The 19615-nt window shown below is 69.5% G+C and carries 17 protein-coding genes; 13 read left to right on the forward strand and 4 right to left on the reverse strand.

Annotation, left to right across the window (positions count from 1 at the left end; translation table 11 throughout):
* Positions 1-69: 69 nt before the first annotated feature.
* Positions 70-309 carry a hypothetical protein gene (locus AB0I88_RS06930; protein WP_361019461.1) on the forward strand — a complete coding sequence of 80 codons (240 nt, stop codon included), beginning with the start codon at positions 70-72 and terminating at the stop codon, positions 307-309.
* Between the two features lie 934 nt (positions 310-1243).
* Here the strand turns inward: AB0I88_RS06930 and AB0I88_RS06935 are convergent.
* The 4 genes from AB0I88_RS06935 to AB0I88_RS06950 form a co-directional block, all read right to left on the reverse strand.
* Positions 1244-2191 carry an aldo/keto reductase gene (locus AB0I88_RS06935; RefSeq protein WP_361019919.1) on the reverse strand — a complete coding sequence of 316 codons (948 nt, stop codon included), beginning with the start codon at positions 2189-2191 and terminating at the stop codon, positions 1244-1246.
* A gap of 224 nt (positions 2192-2415) precedes the next feature.
* Complete coding sequence (locus AB0I88_RS06940) at positions 2416-3243, reverse strand: SWIM zinc finger family protein (RefSeq protein WP_361019464.1); 828 nt, start codon at positions 3241-3243, stop codon at positions 2416-2418.
* Position 3244: 1 nt separating this feature from the next.
* Entirely contained in the window at positions 3245-6247 is a 3003-nt protein-coding gene (locus AB0I88_RS06945) for a DEAD/DEAH box helicase (RefSeq protein WP_361019922.1), read from the reverse strand.
* Between the two features lie 32 nt (positions 6248-6279).
* Positions 6280-6660 carry a VOC family protein gene (locus tag AB0I88_RS06950; protein WP_361019924.1) on the reverse strand — a complete coding sequence of 127 codons (381 nt, stop codon included), beginning with the start codon at positions 6658-6660 and terminating at the stop codon, positions 6280-6282.
* Positions 6661-6743: 83 nt separating this feature from the next.
* Here AB0I88_RS06950 and AB0I88_RS06955 point away from each other — a divergent pair, with 83 nt between their 5' ends.
* The 12 genes from AB0I88_RS06955 (at position 6744) to AB0I88_RS07010 (ending at position 19615) form a co-directional block, all read left to right on the forward strand.
* Complete coding sequence (locus tag AB0I88_RS06955; protein WP_361019466.1) at positions 6744-7520, forward strand: TetR/AcrR family transcriptional regulator; 777 nt, start codon at positions 6744-6746, stop codon at positions 7518-7520.
* Positions 7521-7546: 26 nt separating this feature from the next.
* Positions 7547-8785 carry a cyclic dehypoxanthinyl futalosine synthase gene (mqnC, locus tag AB0I88_RS06960; RefSeq protein ID WP_361019469.1) on the forward strand — a complete coding sequence of 413 codons (1239 nt, stop codon included), beginning with the start codon at positions 7547-7549 and terminating at the stop codon, positions 8783-8785.
* A 343-nt stretch (positions 8786-9128) separates the two neighbouring features.
* Complete coding sequence (locus AB0I88_RS06965; protein WP_361019472.1) at positions 9129-9824, forward strand: demethylmenaquinone methyltransferase; 696 nt, start codon at positions 9129-9131, stop codon at positions 9822-9824.
* Positions 9825-9873: 49 nt separating this feature from the next.
* On the forward strand, positions 9874-10134 hold the full coding sequence (locus tag AB0I88_RS06970) for a hypothetical protein (RefSeq protein WP_361019475.1): 261 nt from the start codon (positions 9874-9876) through the stop codon (positions 10132-10134).
* 120 nt (positions 10135-10254) lie between these two features.
* Positions 10255-11550 (forward strand): geranylgeranyl reductase family protein, encoded by a 1296-nt coding sequence (locus tag AB0I88_RS06975; RefSeq protein ID WP_361019478.1) that lies wholly within the window; start codon positions 10255-10257, stop codon positions 11548-11550.
* 99 nt (positions 11551-11649) lie between these two features.
* Complete coding sequence (locus AB0I88_RS06980) at positions 11650-12009, forward strand: NADH-quinone oxidoreductase subunit A (protein ID WP_092557921.1); 360 nt, start codon at positions 11650-11652, stop codon at positions 12007-12009.
* Between the two features lie 6 nt (positions 12010-12015).
* Positions 12016-12687 (forward strand): NADH-quinone oxidoreductase subunit B family protein, encoded by a 672-nt coding sequence (locus tag AB0I88_RS06985; RefSeq protein ID WP_361019481.1) that lies wholly within the window; start codon positions 12016-12018, stop codon positions 12685-12687.
* The gene (locus AB0I88_RS06990; RefSeq protein ID WP_361019483.1) at positions 12684-13391 is read left to right on the forward strand and encodes an NADH-quinone oxidoreductase subunit C; all 708 of its coding nucleotides are present in this window, start codon (positions 12684-12686) and stop codon (positions 13389-13391) included. Before AB0I88_RS06985 ends, AB0I88_RS06990 begins: the two co-directional genes overlap by 4 nt.
* Positions 13388-14713, forward strand: coding sequence for an NADH-quinone oxidoreductase subunit D (locus tag AB0I88_RS06995; protein WP_361019486.1), 1326 nt, complete (start codon positions 13388-13390; stop codon positions 14711-14713). The genes AB0I88_RS06990 and AB0I88_RS06995 overlap by 4 nt, the downstream gene beginning before the upstream one ends.
* Entirely contained in the window at positions 14710-15804 is a 1095-nt protein-coding gene (gene nuoE / locus AB0I88_RS07000) for an NADH-quinone oxidoreductase subunit NuoE (RefSeq protein ID WP_361019489.1), read from the forward strand. The genes AB0I88_RS06995 and nuoE overlap by 4 nt, the downstream gene beginning before the upstream one ends.
* Entirely contained in the window at positions 15801-17117 is a 1317-nt protein-coding gene (nuoF, locus tag AB0I88_RS07005; RefSeq protein ID WP_361019492.1) for an NADH-quinone oxidoreductase subunit NuoF, read from the forward strand. Before nuoE ends, nuoF begins: the two co-directional genes overlap by 4 nt.
* A complete protein-coding gene (locus AB0I88_RS07010) occupies positions 17117-19615 on the forward strand; it encodes an NADH-quinone oxidoreductase subunit G (RefSeq protein ID WP_361019495.1) in 2499 nt (832 codons plus the stop codon). The genes nuoF and AB0I88_RS07010 overlap by 1 nt, the downstream gene beginning before the upstream one ends.

Genomic DNA, 19615 nt, shown 5'->3' on the forward strand with positions numbered 1-19615 from the left:
ATCGCTTCTTTCCCACGCTCTCCATGATGCTGGACATCCTCCCGGAGACCTCAGGTCCCCTGATCTTGGATGTCCGTCAAAACGGGGCAGGCCCAGCTCGGCCAGAGGCCGGCTCGCATCGTGAAAGCGACTCAACAAAACGCCAGCGGTCGCGACCTGCACATCTGCGAAGGCGCGCCACTTGGCAGGAACGTCCCCAGGCAAGAAGGTAAGGACGTCGCGACCAAGCTCGTCGCGACCCAGATACCGCGGGACACCATCAAAACCGGCACGATTCAGATGCGACAGCAGCGTCGCGGTGAAAGGTGACGCTGACGAGCTCGATCGCCTTACCGTCTCGCCGATCCTTACGACTCCAGCGGTCAGGCGTCCGCCGCCCAAAGTGACCTCGGACGAGCCAGCTCCCTCATCCACAACCACGCAATCAGCCTATGCGCACACACGAACCGGTCACGGACACCCAGCCGCAAGCAGACACCAGCTATCAACAAGCCGGCGCCTGCCCTGTCTGCGCGGAGACCACCACCCCACCAACCCCTCGGCCACGATCTTGAGACAGAGTCGACTGGCACAAACCAGCGGTCGGGCAGACTTTCCTGGCACGGACATACTTCGCTGTCAAAGGACACCCGCAACGGGTGTCGTCACACCCACTACGGGTGTCGTGTTCTCCGAGCACACATCGCTCTGCACGCCGGCCCTCCGCCCACCGGACGCCAGGGTGGCAGGGTGGCAGGGTGGCAGGGTGGCAGGGTGGCAGGGTGGCAGGGCGGCAGGGCGGCAGGGCGGCAGGGCGGCAGGGCGTGCCGTCGGTGCGCTGGGGGCGCCCGCCCGGTGGGCAGCCGGGGCCGAGCGAGTCGGCACGCACGCAAAGCCCTGCGTGGTCGCTCACGAGTGTCACAGCGGTGCTCGGGGCGCACCGTCGGTGCGCTGTGCGCCCCGTCTGCCCGGCGGGCGTGCAGTCGGGTGGGCGGGGCGGGCGATTTGGCCAGCAGGGTCAGGGCTGCCTCACGCACGTTGAGGCAGCACTCACAACCGGCTGGAGTGGATCACCGGCCGGTACCCTGCGGACAGGGCACTCCGGCGCCTCCGTGTGGGGTTTCACGTGGTGTTCCCCCCGCGTGGGCTTCGTGGTGCCGTTCTCCGCGCGGGGTTCGTGGGGCCGTTCTCCGTGCGGGGTTCGTGGGGCCGTTCTCCGCGCGGAAGGCTTTCCGCGTGTGGGGGTCGCGTGTGGGGGTGTCGTTCAGGCGTCCAGGAGGGCGTCGAGGGCGGCCACGTCGGCGGCGGTGAGCTCCCAGGAGCCGGCCGCGACGTTGGCCAGCACCTGCTCGGGCGTGGTGGCGCCGGCGATCACGCTGGTCACCGCTGGTCGGGCGAGCAGCCCGGCGATCGCCACTTCGAGGAGGCCGCGCCCGCGTTCGGCACCGAAGGCGGTCAGCGCCTCGATGGTGTCCCAGTCCGCGCCGGCGAGCCACGGCTGGTAGCGCTCCTGCGTCATCCGGGTCCCCGCGGCCGCCGGCAGGCCCCGCCGATACTTGCCGCTCAGCAGGCCCGACTCGATCGGGAAGAAGGGCAGCAGTCCGAGCCCGAACTGCTCACAGGCCGGCACCACCTCGGACTCGACGTCGCGGCTCAGCAGGCTGTACCGGTTCTGCGCGCTGATGAAACGGGTGAGGCCGCTGGTACGGGCGGTCCAGTCCGCATCGGCGATCTGCCAGCCGGTGAAATTCGAGTTGCCCAGGTAGCGGACCTTGCCGGCGTGGACCAGGTCGTCGAGGGCGGCCAGGGTCTCGTCGATCGGGGTGGCCGGGTCCGGCCTGTGCATCTGGTAGAGGTCGATGTAGTCGGTCTCCAGCCGTCGCAGCGATGCCTCAACGGCCCGAACGATGTACCGTCGCGACCCGCGCGCCCCGAAGTCCCGTCCGTTGAGGCCTTCCATGTCCATGCCGAACTTGGTGGCCAGCACGACCTCGTCCCGGTGGCCTTTGAGTGCCGCGCCCAGGTAGGTCTCCGACATCCCGTGCGGGGTGCCGTAGGTGTCGGCGGTGTCGAACAGCGTGACCCCCGCGTCGATCGCGGCGTCGACCACCTCGCGGGTGCCGTCGGCGTCCAGCTTGCGGCCGAAGTTGTTGCAGCCGATCCCGACCGCTGAAACAACCAGGCCCGAGTCACCCAGCCGGCGGTAGGTCATCTCACTCATGACGGAGCGCTCCGATATCGGTAGTTTTCTATTGACACAGTTTGTGACAGCTATCTAGCTTGGGGTCACCCTCCGGGGAGGCGAAACCGGGCGAAGCCGGGTAGCGTGACAAGCCGCCGCGTCCATCGTGGACTCGCCCACGATCGGTTCACGATGGGCGCGGCCCCGGCCGTGAGTGCCGGACCGGAGTCCGACGGGCGCACAAGCCTGCTCGGCTACTCCTCTGCCGCGCCGAGGTCGCGGTAAACCGGCCGGAGCACGTCGACCAACGGCACATGCCGGACCCGGATCGCGGGCGGATCGAGCGCCCGCAGCAGCAGCTCCGGTGGCAGGCCGCCCCGGGGTGGCCGCTCCCGCAACCGGCCCAGGCTGATCCCGGGGGAGTAGAAGTCGGCGAGCCGGCCGTCCAGCGGCTCCTCGTCGACTGCCAGCGGGTCGACCGTCTCCTCCGGCTCGGGAGTGCCGCGCAACGCGTCGAGCAGTTCATCGCGGCCCCGGCCCCGCCAGCCGAGCACCAGGAACGGGTCGTCGTCGAAGGCCTCGGCCAGCACATACAGCACCGCCGAGCCGTGTTTGCAGGGAACGCCCCAGTCCGGGCAGGAGCAGGCGATGTCGAGTTGCTCCGGGAACAGCGGCAGCCCCAGCTCGGTGAAGAGGTCGACGATCTCGTGCGGCATCTCGCCGGCCAGGAGCGCGGCACGATACAGCGCCCGCGCCGCGAGCGCGTCGATCACGTCGGCCCACCGTGCGTCGTCGAACGCGGTGATACGGACCGTCACCTCATACGGTTTCGGCCGGGAACCCTGCACCCGGGCGAGCACCCGTCCCGGCTTCAGCGCGAAGTCCATCACCTGGCCCTTGCGCGCATACGCCCTTCCACGCGCCAGCCGACCCGGATCGCAGACACCCTCCAGCACGTCGACGAACTTCCGTGACCACCACTGCTCGCCGATCTTGCCGCGTTTCGACCGCACGCTGAGGCCGCCGTCCACCTCGATCGGGCGGGCCGCCTCGTAGAACTGACCGGACCTGTCGAACGGCATGTCAGCGCACCGCCGCCGGGTCGAGCGAGAACAGCTCCCGCAGCTGGTCGGTGCTGAGGTCGGTGATCCACTCCTCGCCGGTGCCGACGACCGAGGAGGCCAGCGCCTTCTTCCGCTCGATCATCGCGTCGATCTTCTCCTCCAGAGTGCCTGTGCAGATGAACTTGCGGACCTGCACGTCGCGTGACTGTCCGATCCGGAACGCCCGGTCGGTGGCCTGGTCCTCGACCGCCGGGTTCCACCAGCGGTCGAAGTGCACGACGTGGTTGGCGGCCGTCAGGTTGAGCCCGGTGCCGGCCGCCTTGAGCGAGAGCAGGAACAGCATCGGCTCGTCGGAGGTCTGGAACCGCTCGACCAGCTCGTCGCGCCGGGCCTTGCTCAGCCCGCCGTGCAGCCACAGGACCGGCCGGTCGGTGTGGGCTGCCAGATACGGCTGGAGCAGCGTCCCCCACTCCGCGTACTGAGTGAAGACCAAGGCCTTGTCGCTGTCCTCCACGATCTCGTCGGCAAGCTCCTCGAGCCGGGCCAGCTTGCCGGAGCGGCCGGGCAGCCGGGAGCCGTCCTTGAGCAGGTGGGCGGGGTGATTGCAGACCTGCTTGAGTTTCATCATGGCGGCCAGGACGTTGCCCCGCCGCTGGATGCCCTCGGTGCTCTCGATCTCGGCCATCATGTCCTCGACGACCGCCTGGTAGAGGGTGGCCTGCTCGGGTGTGAGCGAGCACCACACCTTCATCTCGTTCTTCTCCGGGAGATCCGAGATGATGCTCTTGTCGGTTTTGAGCCGTCGCAGCACGAAGGGGCCGGTAGCCCGTTTCAGGGCGGCGGTGGCGTCCTCGTCCTGCCGGCTCTCGATCGGCTCCTGGAACCGGCGGCGAAACCGTTTCGCCGGCCCGAGCAGCCCCGGATTGCAGAAGTCCATGATCGACCACAGCTCGGCCAGGTGGTTCTCCACCGGCGTGCCGGTGAGTGCCAGCCGGGTGCGGGCCGGGATGGCGCGGACCGCTTGCGACTGCCGGGTCCCGCTGTTCTTGATCGCCTGCGCCTCGTCGCAGACCACCCGGCTCCACGTCACACCGCGCAACGTCTCGAGGTCGCGTAGCGCGGTGCCGTAGGTCGTGATGACGAGGTCGGCACCGGCGACCGCCTCGTCGAACTCCGGCCCGCGCATCCGGGTGGCGCCGTGATGCACGTAGACCCGTAGGCCCGGCGCGAACCGCCCGGCCTCCTTGTGCCAGTTGCTGACCAGCGACATCGGGCAGATCAGCAGGCTCCGCGAGCCCTCGTCGGTGAGCAGCAGGGACAGGGTCTGCGCGGTTTTGCCGAGGCCCATGTCGTCGGCCAGGATCCCGCCGAGGCCGAGTCGGCTGAGGAAGTGCAACCAGGACAGACCCCGTTCCTGGTACGGCCGCAGCGCCCCCTGGAACCCGGCCGGCGTCGGCAACGGACTGAGCCGCTCGGCCGCCTGACCGGACAGCAGATCGCCGAGGTCGCCGTCGGCGTCGACCTCCACCAGCGGCAGATCCTCCTCGCCGCCGTCGACCACCTGTTGCAGTAGCTCACCTGCGGTGAGCTGCCCCTCCCGTCGCTCCCCGACCGCCTTGAGCGCCGCCTTCAGCTGCCGGGCGTCCAGCTCCACCCACTGGCCGCGGACCCGGACCAGCGGCACCTTGAGCCGGGCCAGCTCGGCCAGTTCCTCGGCGGTCACCACCCCGTCGCCGATGACCAGGTCCAGCCGGAAATCGACCAGCTCGGACAGCCCGAAGCCGGAGTCCGCCACGGCTCGCGACGTCCCGGCCTTGGACTTGCTGCGGGTGGTGAGTTTGAGCCCGACCGCCTTCCGCCCGGCCCACGACGGCAGTTGCACACCGAACCCGGCGGCCTGGAGCAGGGGCGCGGCCTGGCGCAAGAAGTCATACGCCTCGCCGGTGGTGAGGGGCATGGCGGCCGGCCGCTGCTCGAGCAGGGCGACGTGCAGCAACGGGAAGAGCCGGACCGCCCGGCCCAGACCGGCGAGCAGGGTCTCGTCGGGCCGGCGCGGCAGCCCGGGGAAACGCGCGCCTTCCCACAGGTCCGCGGCGGGCAGATAGAGACCGGGGTCCTCGGCCGATTGCAGGGCGAACTCCAGCGACCAACCGTCCTCGCCGGGCGGCGCTTCCGGTGCGGGCTCGAACAGGCGGAAGCTGACCCGGATCGGGCCGTGGGCGTCGTTGGCCGCGCGCATCCAGTCGTCCAGAGCGCGGCGCAGGTCACGCACGTCGGCGTCGGCCGCCCCGGGCAGGGCCGGATCGGCGCCGGTCAGGGCGGCGAGCCAGCGGTCCGGCAGGGCGGATTTCAGGCCCGGCCGCTGGCCGACCATGAGCCGCTCCGGCAGGGTGGCCCGGGCCGCCGAGTCCAGCAGCGACTCCAGAGCGTCCCGCAAGACACGCCCGACGGCCTGCCCGTCTCCCGCGGCCCGGACCACGGGCGGCATGCCGGCCGCGAAGTCCCGGAAGGTGGCGGTGTCGCCTCCGGTCAGCACCGGCCGCCAGCGTGCGGTCGGCATCCGCGCCTCGACCGTCAGTTGCGGCAGCATCCGCCCACGCCGGGCCAGGTCGCACGCGTAGCCGGCGAGCAGGGTGAGGTAGCGCAGTGACGGCCCGGCGAGCCACGGGCCCTCCGGGTCGGGGTCGGCGAGCTCACCGAGGACCGCCATGGCCTCGTCGCCGGGCACCGACAGCGCCGGCACCGTCCAGGTGCCCAGTTTGATCCCGCGGGTGGCCGGCTCGACCCCGGTCTCGGGTGACGGCAGCGGGCCGCGCCCGGTCCCGGGCAGGGTGAGCGTCAGCGACCCGCTCTCGGCTCCCGGCACCACCTGCCGGAGCGCCTCGGCCGGCGCTGCGAACGGGTGCGGACGGATCCTCGCCCGGGACGCCGACGACGGCGGAAGAGCCGGATCCTCGGCCCAGATGATCAATCGGCCCGGGCGCCCGGCCCCGGCCACCCAGCCGCCGTGAACGACGAGCACACCCACCCCCTGAACGATCCGCGAGACAGAACCTATCGGTCTGCCCACTCCACCAACTCGTAGACGACACCGTTGGGGTCGGTCACCAGGAGGAGGCGCTCACCCCACGCTTCCTCACGAATGGGCAGAGTGGGCTCCACACCCTCGGCGCGCAACCGGGCCTGCTCGGCCTCCAGATCCTCGACCACGAAGGCGACGATCGTGCCCGCGGTGTGCACGTGACGCAGCTCAGGTGGCAGCACCTCGATGCCGCGGCGCAGGAAGACCAGGTCGACCCCGGCGTCGTCGCGGCCCAGCGAGGCGAAGCCGTCCGCCGCCATCCGTTCGGTGTAGCCGAAGTGGTCCGCGAGAAACTTGCTGGAAGCCGGGACATCGTCGACGGTGAGCGAGATGGCGGACGAGATGATCTGCACGGTGCCTGCCATGAAACGGGACCTCCCGGAGCGGTTACCGGTACGCTGTACACAATACGCCGTACAAGAAAGGAGTGCCACCCGTGGCCGAAGCGCGCCGCACCATCGACCTGCTCTGGTTCCCGGACGCGGAGCCGGAGGGCAAGCGCCGTGGCCGCCGCCCGGGCCTGACCGTCGCGCGAGTGGTCGAGACCGGGATCGCGGTGGCCGACGCCGACGGCCTGGAGGCGGTGTCGATGCGCCGCGTCGCCCACGAGCTGAGCGTGGTGCCGATGACCCTCTACACGTACGTCCCGGACAAGAACGCCCTGCTCGATCTGATGCTGGACCGCCTTTACCTGGAGATGCCCCGGCCCGCGCACCCGGACCGCCCGTGGCGGGAGCGGCTGGCCGCGATCGCCGCGGAGAACCGCCGCCTCTACACCGACCATCCGTGGGCGGCGACCCTTCCCGCCAGCCGCCCTCCGCTGGGCCCCGGCCTGATGGCGAAGTACGAGCACGAGCTGCGCGCCTTCGACGGCTGCGGGCTGGACGACGTGGCCCGGGACGCGGCGCTCACCTTCCTGATCGGATTCGTGCAGGCGGCGGCCCGTTCGGAGGCGGACGTGCGGGCCGCCGAGGCGCGGTCCGGCACCACCGACTTCGCCTGGTGGCAGGAACGCGGACCGATCTTCGAGGTGGTCTTCGACCATCACCGTTTCCCCACCGCGACGAGGGTGGGCGCCGCAGCCGGCGCCGCGATGGGCGCCGCCTACGACCCCGTCCAGGCGTACGAGTTCGGCCTGGCCCGGGTGCTGGACGGCCTGGCCGCGCTGATCGGGACGGACGGCCCCGCGGTGACCCTCGCCGCTGACGGCTGACGCCCGGTGGACGTACGCTTCCTGACGTGACCGCGAATCCGGAGATCGACAGCATCCTGCAGCGCGGAGCCGACGGCGGGCGGATCACGCCCGAGGAGGCGTTGCTGCTCTACACGGAGGCCCCGTTCCACGCGCTGGGCGAGGCGGCCGACGCGGTTCGGCGCCGGCGCTATCCGGACGGCATCGTCACGTACCTGATCGACCGGAACATCAACTACACCAACGTGTGCGTCACGGCGTGCAAGTTCTGCGCGTTCTTCCGTGCCCCGAAGCACCGGGAGGGCTGGGCGCACCCGATCGAGGAGATCCTGCGCCGCGCGGGTGAGGCGGTCGAGCTGGGCGCCACCCAGGTGATGCTCCAGGGTGGCCACCACCCCGAGTTCGGGGTGGAGTACTACGAGAAGCTCTTCTCCTCGGTCAAGCAGGCGTTTCCACAGCTCGCCATCCACTCGATCGGCCCGAGCGAGATCCTGCACATGGCCAAGGTCGACGGCGTCTCCATCGAGGAGGCGGTGATCCGGATCAAGGCCGCCGGTCTCGACTCGATCGCCGGCGCCGGCGCCGAGATGCTCCCGGAGCGGCCGCGCAAGGCCATCGCGCCGCTCAAGGAGAGCGGCGCGCGATGGCTCGAGGTGATGGCCGTCGCGCATCGGCACGGCCTCTCGTCCACCGCCACCATGATGATGGGTACGGGTGAGACGAACGCCGAGCGCATCGAGCACATCCGGATGATCCGTGACGTGCAGGACCTGGCCGTGGCGAACGGTTACCGTGACGTCCCCGTCGAGCAGTCGCATGGGGTCGGCGGCTTCCGGGCGTTCATCCCGTGGACGTACCAGCCGGAGAACAACCACCTCAAGGGCCGCACCCAGGCCACCACCATGGAGTACCTGCGCTTCATCGCGGTCTCCCGGCTGTTCTTCGACAACGTGGCCCATCTCCAGGCGTCCTGGCTCACCACCGGCAAGGACATCGGCCAGCTCTCGCTGCACATGGGCGTCGACGACCTGGGCTCGATCATGCTGGAGGAGAACGTGATCTCCTCGGCCGGCGCGAAACACCGGTCGAACCTGCAGGAGCTGATCTCGATGATCCGCACCGCGGACCGGATCCCGGCGTGGCGTGACACCTGGTACAGGCATCTCGCCGTGCACCGGACGGCCGCCGACGACCCCACCGACGACCGCGTGGTCTCGCATTTCTCCTCGATCGCTCTGCCCGGTGGAGGGGCCCGCAAGCAGCTCCCGCTGGTCGAGGCGAGCTGAGACTGGCCCCTTCGGGGGGTGGTGATCGTCCGTTCGGCCAGGTTCGGATCGTCGGACCGGTGAGGCTGGGTTGCTCCTTCGTAACGAGCCCGCCGGTTGCCTGTACCGGCTCGTTCCCGCTGGTTACGTTGCCCATGTAAGGCAACGGAACACTCATACGTCGCCAGTCGCGATCGCGTCGGTGACGAGCATTCGGACCCGACCGACGACGGTCGTATATATAACGCACAAGGCGCGGGCGGGATGGTCAACCATCCCGCCCGCGCTGTTTTCCGTGTGAAGGCAGTCTCTTCCGCCTGATGGGTGATGGGCGGGGCGGCCGGATGGGGCAGAGTTACTGCTTGTGACGCGCGCAGATCTGGACAAGCAGCCGCACGAGGTCGCCGAGATGTTCGACGGCGTGGCGGAGCGCTATGACCTCACCAACACGGTGCTCTCCTTCGGGCAGGATCGGAGCTGGCGCCGGGCCACCCGTGCCGCTCTGGGGCTGCGGCCGGGGGAGCGGGTGCTGGACGTGGGCGCCGGCACCGGGGTCTCCACCGAGGAGCTGAGCCGGTCCGGCGCGTTCGCGGTCGGCGCCGACCTGTCGGTGGGCATGCTCCGGGCCGGTCGCCGGGTGCGGGCCGAGGTGCCGCTGCTGGCGGGTGACGCGCTGCGGCTGCCGTTCGCGGACGGTGTGTTCGACGCGGTGACGATCTCCTTCGCGCTGCGCAACGTGGTGGACACCGGCGCCGCGCTGCGTGAGTTCGCCCGGGTGACCCGGCCGGGTGGGCGGCTCGTGGTGTGCGAGTTCAGTCACCCGGTGAACGGGGCCTTCCGGACGGTCTACATGCAGTACCTGATGCGGTCGCTGCCGGTCGTGGCACGGGGCGTGTCGAGCAACCCGGAGGCGTACGTTTATCTTGCCGAGTCCATCCGGGCCTGGCCGGATCAGCGGGGTCTGGCAGACCGGATCATCGAGTCGGGGCCGTGGGACCGGGTCGGCTGGCGCAATCTGAGCGGCGGCATCGTGGCCCTGCACCGCGCCACTCGGGTGTAAATGCACCATTTTGGCCGCAGGCCAGTAAATGTCCTGCTTAGTTCGAATCATGACTGATATCGGACAACTCGACGACACCGACATCGACCTCGCGATCGACGAGGGTGAGGCGGGTGAGCGCCGCGCCACCGAACTGGCCAGCCGACTCCGCCGGGTCGCGGCGGAGGATCCCGATCTTGCCCAGGACCTCGTGGAGGGGCTCATCGTGGCGCTCGACCGGGCGATGGGCGGAACCATCCGCGACCACCTGGACGGCCCGGCTCTCGGTGTGGCGGAGCGGGTCCTTCCGGTCCCTGAGCAGGGACGATAGTCCCCGTCAAACAATTAGGGCAGCCTAAGCGCAAAGATCTTCGATTGTCGGCCTAGACTCCGATCGAGGCATGCTTGTGAACTAATTCACGAGCGTCCCCGGTGATACGGAGGGTAGACCGTGAGCGACCACGTAGCGAGTGGACCCGTCGCAGACGAGGCGGACGTGATCGTGGTCGGGGCAGGTCCAGGCGGTTCCGCGGCGGCGTACCACCTGGCCCGGCACGGTGTCCGCGTCCTGCTGCTGGAGAAGACCGAGTTCCCCCGTGAGAAGGTGTGCGGCGACGGCCTCACGCCGCGTGCCGTGCGCCAGTTGATCCGGATGGGCATCGACACCTCGGAGAAGGCCGGTTGGCTCCACAACCGGGGCCTTCGGGTGATCGGCGGCGGGGTCCGGCTCGAACTGGACTGGCCCGATCTCGCCAGCTTCCCCAACTACGGGCTCGTCCGTACCCGGATGGATTTCGACGACATGCTGGCCCGGCGTGCGGTCGAGGCCGGTGCCGAGCTGCGTACCGGGATCAACGTGACGGGTGCGGTGACCGACGGCGACGGCTACGTGATCGGCGTCGAGGCGAAGGCCGGCCCGGGGCGTGAGCCGGTCTCCTTCCGTGCCCCCCTGGTGATCGCCGCAGACGGCGTATCGGGCAAGTTCCCCCTGTCGCTCGGGCTGGCAAAGCGGGACGATCGGCCTCTCGGCGTCGCGGTCCGGCGATACTATCGGTCGGCTGTCAAAGCGGACGACGACTACTTGGAGTCCTGGCTCGAGCTGCGCAGTGCGCAGAATCCGGGGCGCCTCCTGCCCGGCTACGGCTGGATCTTCGGGCTGGGCGACGGCCGGGTGAACGTCGGTCTCGGCATCCTGAACTCCTCGGACGCGTTCGGCAAGACGAACTACCGCAGTCTGCTCACCGACTGGCTGGGCAGCACGCCGGAGGAATGGGGACTGCGCGAGGAGGCCAACGCGGACGGCCCGACACTGGGTGCCGCGTTGCCGATGGGCTTCAACCGGGTGCCGCACTACACACGTGGGGTGATGCTGGTCGGTGACTCCGGCGGCATGGTCAACCCGATGAACGGCGAGGGTATCGCGTACGCAATGGAGTCCGGTGAGATGGCGGCCGAGGTGGCTGTGCAGGCCCTGGCCCGGCCGGCCGGGCCGGAGCGCGAGCGTGCGCTGCACGCGTACCCCGCCGAGTTGAGTCTCCGGTTCGGTGGGTACTACCGGATCGGTGGGATCTTCGTGAAGCTGATCGGCAACCCGCAGATCATGCGGCTGGCCACCAAGTACGGCATGCCGCAGCCGCTGCTGATGAAGTTCGTCCTCAAGCTCCTGGCCAACCTCACCGATCCACGGGGTGGCGACGCCATGGACCGCATCATCAACGGACTGACCAAGGTGGCGCCCTCTGTCTGACCACGGTCAGCACGAACTGGGGCACCCCCGACCAAAGGACAGCACAACCTAAGTAACTAGTGTGAAGCGGCTAACAGTCGTACGGGAGTAGACATGACGATCAACCCTTACGTCCCGATCGTCGGGCTGCTGATCCTCGGCGCCCTCTTCGCGTTGTTCTCGGTGTCCATCGCGCCGATCGTCGGGCCCAAGCGCTTCAACCGGGCCAAGCTCGACGCCTACGAGTGTGGGATCGAGCCTGCGCCTCAACCGATCGGTGGCGGGCGGTTTCCGGTGAAGTTCTACCTGACCGCGATGCTCTTCATCATCTTCGACATCGAGACCATCTTCCTGTATCCGTGGGCCGTGTCCTTCGACGCGCTCGGTCTGTTCGGTTTCGTGGAGATGGTCCTGTTCATCCTCACCGTCTTCATCGCCTACGCGTATGTGTGGCGGCGTGGCGGACTCAACTGGGACTGATGCGTTATGGGAATCGAAGAGAAGCTCCCGTCGGGCATCCTGCTGACGAGCGTGGAGAAACTGTCCAACTGGGCCCGTAAGTCGTCGTTCTGGGGCGCCACCTTCGGCCTCGCCTGTTGCGCCATCGAGATGATGGCCTCCGGCGGTCCCCACTACGACCTGGGCCGCTGGGGGATGGAGGTGTTCCGCGCCTCCCCGCGACAGGCCGACCTGATGATCGTGGCCGGCCGGGTGAGCCAGAAGATGGCCCCGGTCGTCCGGCAGATCTACGACCAGATGCCGGAGCCGCGGTCGGTCATCTCGATGGGCGTGTGCGCCTCGTCCGGCGGCATGTTCAACAACTACGCCATCGTGCAGGGCGTGGATCACATCGTCCCGGTCGACATCTACCTACCGGGGTGCCCGCCGAGGCCCGAGATGCTGATCGACGCGATTCTCAAGATGCGCGAGAAGGTCATGGCGCAGCCTCTCGGCCCCAACGGCCGCAAGATGCTCGAAGCCCGGTTGGCCGAGGGCCGGGGTCCGATCGTCGCGCCGGGCGCCATGCCGTCTTCCTACCGCGTGGACAAGGCACGCCGCGCGGAATGGACCCAGGCTGTGAAAGAGGGGCGCGAGGAGCAATTGCGGATCGAGAACTGGATGAAGCTCCAGCCGCATTTGCGGGAGGTTCACAAATGAGTATTCAGCCCGGAACCGATGGTGGCGCCCCGGTGGGCGCGCATTTGGGTGCTCCCGCACAGACGCCGCCCAGCCCGGATAAAGGCATGTTCGGAGTCAAAGGCACCGGGGACGTCTCCGGCTTCGGTCGCCTGGAACGCCCCAGGCCTGCTGTTCTTGACAGCCCGCGGCCCTATGGTGAGTATTTCGACGACGTCTACGACGCGCTGGAGGAAGCTTATCCAGCTCTCTCCGAAGCCATCGAAAAAGTGGTGGTGGATAGGGCGGAACTCACACTTCACGTTCGTGTCGAGCATATCGTCGAGGTGTGTCAGGCAATGCGTGACGACGCCGCGCTCCGGTTCGAACTCTGTTCTTCCGTCGATGCGGTGGACTATCTCGGGTCCGACGAGCGCCGTTTTCATATCGCTTATCAATTGACCTCGATGACCTATCGCCGGCGCGTACGGCTGGAGGTCGCGGTCGCCGACGGCGTCCCGGTTCCGACCGTCACCCGGGTCTACCCGACCGCCGACTGGCAGGAGCGGGAGATCTACGACATGTTCGGCGTCGTCTTCACCGGCCACCCGAACCTGACGCGGATCCTCATGCCGGACGACTGGGAGGGCCACCCCCAGCGCAAGGACTATCCGCTCGGCGGCGTGCCCGTCGAGTACAAGGGCGCCGAGATTCCGCCTCCCGACCAGCGGAGGGTCTACCAGTGACCACATCTGAGTACGCGAGCGAGCGCGAGACGACCGAGGGCCGGGTCTTCACGGTCACCGGTGGCGACTGGGACTCCCTCACCGCCACCGTCGACCCGCTCAGCAACGAGAAGATCGTCGTCAACATGGGCCCGCAGCACCCGTCCACGCACGGTGTGCTCCGGCTGGTGCTCGAGCTCGAGGGCGAGACGGTGACCCAGTGCCGTCCGGTCGTCGGTTACCTGCACACCGGGATCGAGAAGAACCTGGAGTACCGCAACTGGACCCAGGGCGTCACCTTCGTGACCCGGATGGACTACCTCTCCAACATGTCGAACGAGGTGGCCTACTGCCTCGCCGTGGAGAAGCTGCTCGGCGTGACCGACCAGATCACCGAGCGGACCAACACGATCCGCGTCATGTTCATGGAGTTGCAGCGGATCGCCTCGCACCTGGTCTGGATCGCCACCACCGGCATGGAGCTCGGCGCGATCTCGATGATGCTGTACGGCTTCCGTGAGCGCGAATACATCCTCGACATCTTCGAGGAGACCTCCGGCCTGCGGATGAACAACGGCTACATCCGCCCGGGCGGCCTCTCGCAGGACCTGCCGGAGTCCGCGATCAAGAAGATCCGCGACTTCCTCGTGTACCTGCCGAAGAAGCTCAAGGAATACGAGGCCATGCTCTCCGGCCAGATCATCTGGCAGCAGCGCACCCAGGGTGTCGCGGTGCTGGACGTGACCGGTTGCCTCGCCCTCGGCGTCACCGGGCCGGTGCTGCGCTCGGCCGGTCTGCCCTGGGACCTGCGCAAGACGATGCCGTACTGCGGGTACGAGAACTACGAGTTCGACGTGCCCACCGCGACGACCGCCGACGTGTGGGGCCGCTACCTGGTCCGGATGGCGGAGATCCGGGAATCACTCAAGATCGTCGAGCAGGCGCTGGACCGTCTCCGTCCCGGGCCTATCTGGATCGAGGACAAGAAGATCGCCTGGCCGGCTCAGCTCGCGCTCGGCCTCGACGGGCTCGGCAACTCCCTCGAACACGTCGCCAAGATCATGGGCTCGTCGATGGAGTCGCTGATCCACCACTTCAAGCTCGTGACCGAGGGCTTCCGGGTTCCGCCCGGCCAGGTCTATGTCGCCATCGAGCACCCGCGCGGTGAGCTCGGCGTGCACGCGGTCTCCGACGGTGGCACCCATCCGTACCGGGTGCACTACCGCGAGCCGAGCTTCGTCAACCTTCAGGCCATCCCCGCGATGGCCGAGGGCGCCCTGCTGGCCGACGTGATCGCCGGCGGCGCCTCGCTGGATCCCGTGATGGGTGGGTGTGACCGATGACAACGGTGGAATTCTCGCCGGCCGCCGAGCCACTGGCGGCGAAACTCCTCGAGCCCGCGCTCGAGATTCTCGGCCGCTACCCGGCCGGCCGGGAGCGCTCCGCGCTGCTGCCGCTGCTGCACCTGGTGCAGACCGAGGAGGGCTTCGTCAGCCCGAACGGGGTGGCGTTCTGCGCCGACCTGCTCGGCATCAACAAGGCCCAGGTCGGCGCGGTCGCGACCTTCTACACCATGTACAAGCGCCGGCCCACCGGTGAGTACCTGGTCAGCGTCTGCACCAACACGCTGTGCAACGTGATGGGCGGCCAAGAGGTCTACGACGAGCTGTCCGAGCATCTCGGCGTCGGCCACGACGAGACCACGCCCGACGGCCGGATCACGCTGGAGCACGCCGAGTGCCTCGCCGCCTGCGACTACGCGCCGGTGGTCACGGTCAACTACGACTTCACCGTCGACCAGGCGACCCCGGAGAGCGCGGTCGAGCTGGTGGACAGCCTGCGCAAGGGAGAGCGGCCGACGCCGGCCCGGGGCGCCCGGATCTGTTCGCTGCGCGAGATGCAGGTCCAGCTGGCCGGCTTCGCCGACCCGCGCGAGGGCGCGGTGGCCGACGGGGTGGCCGGTGCGCCGACCCTGCGCGGCGTGCGGCTGGCACAGGAGCACGGCGTCGCGGTGGCCGGGTTCGACCCGGACACCCCGATCACCAAGACGAAGCCGGCGCGTGACGAGACGGCGCTGCCGCCGAAGCCGGCCGAGCCGGCCGAGAGCCGCCTCGCGGCGGTCGCGAAGAAGGTCGCCGGCACGGTCAAGAGCGCGGTGGGCACGGTGAGCGGCGCGGTGACGGCCCGGACCGGAGACGTCAAGGACCCGGAGGTACGGGCAGCGGAGTCCCGTAACCCCACCGCTGACACGCCCGGCGAGCCGGAGACCACCAGCCCGGCGCCGACGACTCCCGCCGAGAAGGCCGGAGTGGCGAGCAACGAACCGGCGGGCGACGGCAAACCCGCCGGGGACAGCACCCGGGGCGAGCGGATCGTCAGTGAGCAGGCCGCCGCGAACAAGCCGATCCCGAGCGTCAAGGAGGAAGGCAAGTGACCCAGCCACGGCCGGAGGTCCTCCAGAAGCTCACACCGGTGCTGACCAAGCGCTGGCTCTCGCCGGACGCCTGGCGGATCGGGGTCTACGAACGGCTCGACGGCTACGCGGCGCTGCGCAAGGCGCTGGACGTGCACCCGGACGACCTGATCCAGCTGATCAAGGACTCCGGTCTGCGCGGTCGCGGTGGTGCGGGCTTCCCGACCGGCCTCAAGTGGGGGTTCATCCCGCAGGGCGACGGCAAGCCGCACTACCTCGTGATCAACGCGGACGAGGGCGAGCCGGGCACCTGCAAGGACCTGCCGCTGATGACCTACGACCCGCACTCGCTGGTGGAGGGCGCGATCATCGCCTCCTACGCGATCCGGGCGAACCGGGCTTACATCTACATCCGGGGCGAGGCGGTGCACGCCGCGCGGCGGCTGCGCCACGCGGTCCAGGAGGCGTACGCCAAGGGCTATCTCGGCAAGAACATCCTCGGCTCGGGATTCGACCTGGACCTGGTCGTCCACAGCGGCGCCGGCGCGTACATCTGTGGTGAGGAGACCGCGCTGCTCGACTCGCTGGAGGGCTTCCGCGGGCAGCCGCGGCTGCGTCCGCCGTTCCCGGCGATCGCCGGCCTGTACGCGAGCCCGACCGTGGTCAACAACGTCGGCACCATCGCCAGCGTGCCCTACATCGTGCTGGGCGGCGCGGACTGGTGGAAGAGCATGGGCACCGAGAAGTCGGCCGGCCCGATGATCTACTCGCTCTCCGGCCGGATCACCAACCCGGGCCAGTACGAGTGCGGCCTCGGCATCACCCTGCGCGAGCTGATCGAGCTGGCCGGGGGCATGAAGCAGGGCCACAACCTGAAGTTCTGGACGCCGGGCGGCTCGTCGACGCCGATCCTGACCGCCGAGCACATCGACACCCCGATGGACTTCGAAGGGGTGGCGGCCGCCGGTTCGATTCTCGGCACCACGGCCATGCAGATCTTCTCGGACCAGGACTGCCCGGTCTACAACACGTGGCGGTGGCTGGAGTTCTACCATCACGAGTCGTGCGGCAAGTGCACACCGTGCCGTGAAGGCAACTACTGGATGGTTCGCACCTACCGGCGGATCCTCGCCGGCCAGGGCACCTACGCCGACCTGGACACCCTCCAGGACACCGCGGACAACATCTTCGGCCGGTCCTTCTGTGGCCTCGGCGACGGCGCGGCCACGCCGGTCGTGTCGACGCTGAAGTGGTTCCGGCAGGACTACCTGGACTACATCGAGGGCCGGACCGCCCCGCGGCTGTCCGAGAAGTCCCTGGTTGGAGCGCACTGATGACCGACGTAGAGAAGAAGCCCGACAGCGTCAACCTGAGCATCGACGGTGTCGAGGTGACCGCCGCGAAGGGTGAGCTGGTCATCCGCGTGGCGGAGCGGATGGGCATCGCCATCCCGCGCTTCTGCGACCACCCGCTGCTCGCCCCCGCCGGTGCCTGCCGGCAGTGCCTCGTCGAGGTGGAGGGCCAGCGCAAGCCGGTCGCCTCCTGCACCCAGACGGTGGCCGAGGGCATGGTGGTCAAGACCCAGCTCAGCTCGCCGGTCGCCGCGAAGGCACAGGCCGGCGTGATGGAGCTGCTCCTGATCAACCACCCGCTGGACTGCCCGACCTGCGACAAGGGCGGCGAGTGCCCGCTCCAGAACCAGGCCATGAGCACCGGCCGGGCGGACTCCCGCTTCAAGGAGCACAAACGGGAGTACGAGAAGCCGATCCACATCTCCAGCCAGGTGCTGCTGGACCGGGAGCGGTGCGTGCTCTGCCAGCGCTGCACCCGGTTCTCCGAGGAGATCGCCGGCGACAAGTTCATCGACCTGATGGACCGCTCCTCCGGCGAGCAGATCAACGTCTACCGGGACGACTTCTTCGGCGGCGACGGCACCGGGGACGGCCAGGTCGGCGACGGCGAGGGTGACGTCCCGTTCAACTCGTACTTCTCCGGCAACACCATCCAGATCTGCCCGGTCGGGGCGCTCACCGGCGAGCAGTACCGGTTCCGCGCCCGCCCGTTCGACCTGGTCTCCACGCCCAGCGCCTGCGAGCACTGCGCCTCCGGCTGCGCCCAGCGCACCGACCACCGGCGCGGGAAGGTGCTGCGCCGGCTGGCCGGCGACGACCCGGCGGTCAACGAGGAGTGGAACTGCGACAAGGGCCGCTGGGGCTTCCGCTACGCCGCCGCCACCGACCGCATCATGACACCGCTGGTCCGCGACGCGGCCACCGGTGAACTGCGCGAGGCGGCCTGGAGCGAGGCGCTGCTGACGGCGGCCGAGGGCCTGAAAGCCGCACGGGAACGCGGCGTCGGGGTCCTTCCCGGCGGCCGGCTCACGGTGGAGGACGCGTACGCGTACGCCAAGTTCGCCCGAACCGTCCTCGGCACCAACGACATCGACTTCCGGGCCCGGCCGGTCCGTGCCACCGGATCGTCGACCGGGACCACCGAGGAGGCCGACTTCCTGGCCGCCAACGTCGCCGGGGCCACCGGAGTGACCTACGAGGACGTGGAGAACGCGCCGTCGGTGCTGCTCGTGGGCCTGGAGCCGGAGGAGGAGGCGCCGATCCTCTTCCTGCGGCTGCGCAAGGGCCACCGGAAGGGCAAGCTCCGGATCACCGCGGTTTCCCCGTACCTCTCCCGGGGTCTGGAGAAGCTCGGCGCCGCCCTCGTCGTGGCCGTCCCGGGCGATGAGGCGCACCTGCTCGGCACCGATCCGGCCGTCGCCGGAGCGCTCAGCGCGCCCGGCTCGCTGCTGATCGTGGGCGAGCGGCTCGCCACCGTGCCCGGCGGTCTCAGCGCGGCGGCGGCCCTGGCCGCCCGCAGCGGCGCCCGCCTCGCATGGGTGCCCCGCCGGGCCGGCGACCGCGGCGCGATCGACGCCGGCTGCCTGCCCAACCTGCTGCCCGGTGGCCGTCCGGTCACCGACACGGCGGCCCGCGCCGAGCTGTCGCTGGCCTGGAAGGCAGAGCCGGGCACGCTGCCGGCGACGGTCGGCCGGGACGTCGACCGGATCATCGCGGCGGCCGCGGACGGCACCCTCGGCGCCCTGTTGGTCGGCGGTGTGGACCCGGCCGACCTGGCCGACCCGCGGCTGGCGGAGGAGGCGCTCGACGCGGTGCCCTTCCTGGTCAGCCTGGAGATGCGGCAGAGTGCCGTGACCCGGCGGGCCGACGTGGTCCTGCCGATCGCGCCGGCCGCCGAGAAGGCCGGCACCTACATGGACTGGGAAGGCCGGCTGCGGTCGTTCGGTGCGGTGCTGAAGAGCCCGGCGATGACCGACGGCCGGGTGCTGGAGGCGATCGCCGCCCTGCTCGACGTCACCCTGAACACCGGGGACGTCATGGCGATCCGTCGTGAGCTGGGCGCCCTGCCCGGCAGCACGGCGCCGAGCCCGGCCCAGCCCACCGCCGAGGCGGCCCGGCCCAATTCACCGGCCGACGACGAGGCGATCCTCGCCACCTGGCACCAGCTGATCGATCTGGGCTCCCTGCTCGACGGCGACGAGGTTCTGGCCGGCACGGCCCGCCCGCCGGTGGCCAGGATCGGCAAGGATCTCGCCGAGTCGATCGGCGCCGGCGACGGTGACCTGGTCACGGTGAGCACCGTCCGCGGCTCGGTCACGCTGCCGGCCGCGATCACCGACCTGCCGCCGCGGGTGGTGTGGCTGCCGACCAACTCGCCGGGCTCGACCGTCCGGCGCAGTCTCGGCGTCACCTCCGGCGCGGTGGTCAAGCTGACCGCCGGGGTGCCCGGCCCGATCCTCGCCGAGGAGATGGCGCAATGA

The sequence above is a fragment of the Actinoplanes sp. NPDC049802 genome (assembly GCF_040656595.1).
In the GTDB taxonomy this organism is placed as follows: domain Bacteria; phylum Actinomycetota; class Actinomycetes; order Mycobacteriales; family Micromonosporaceae; genus Actinoplanes.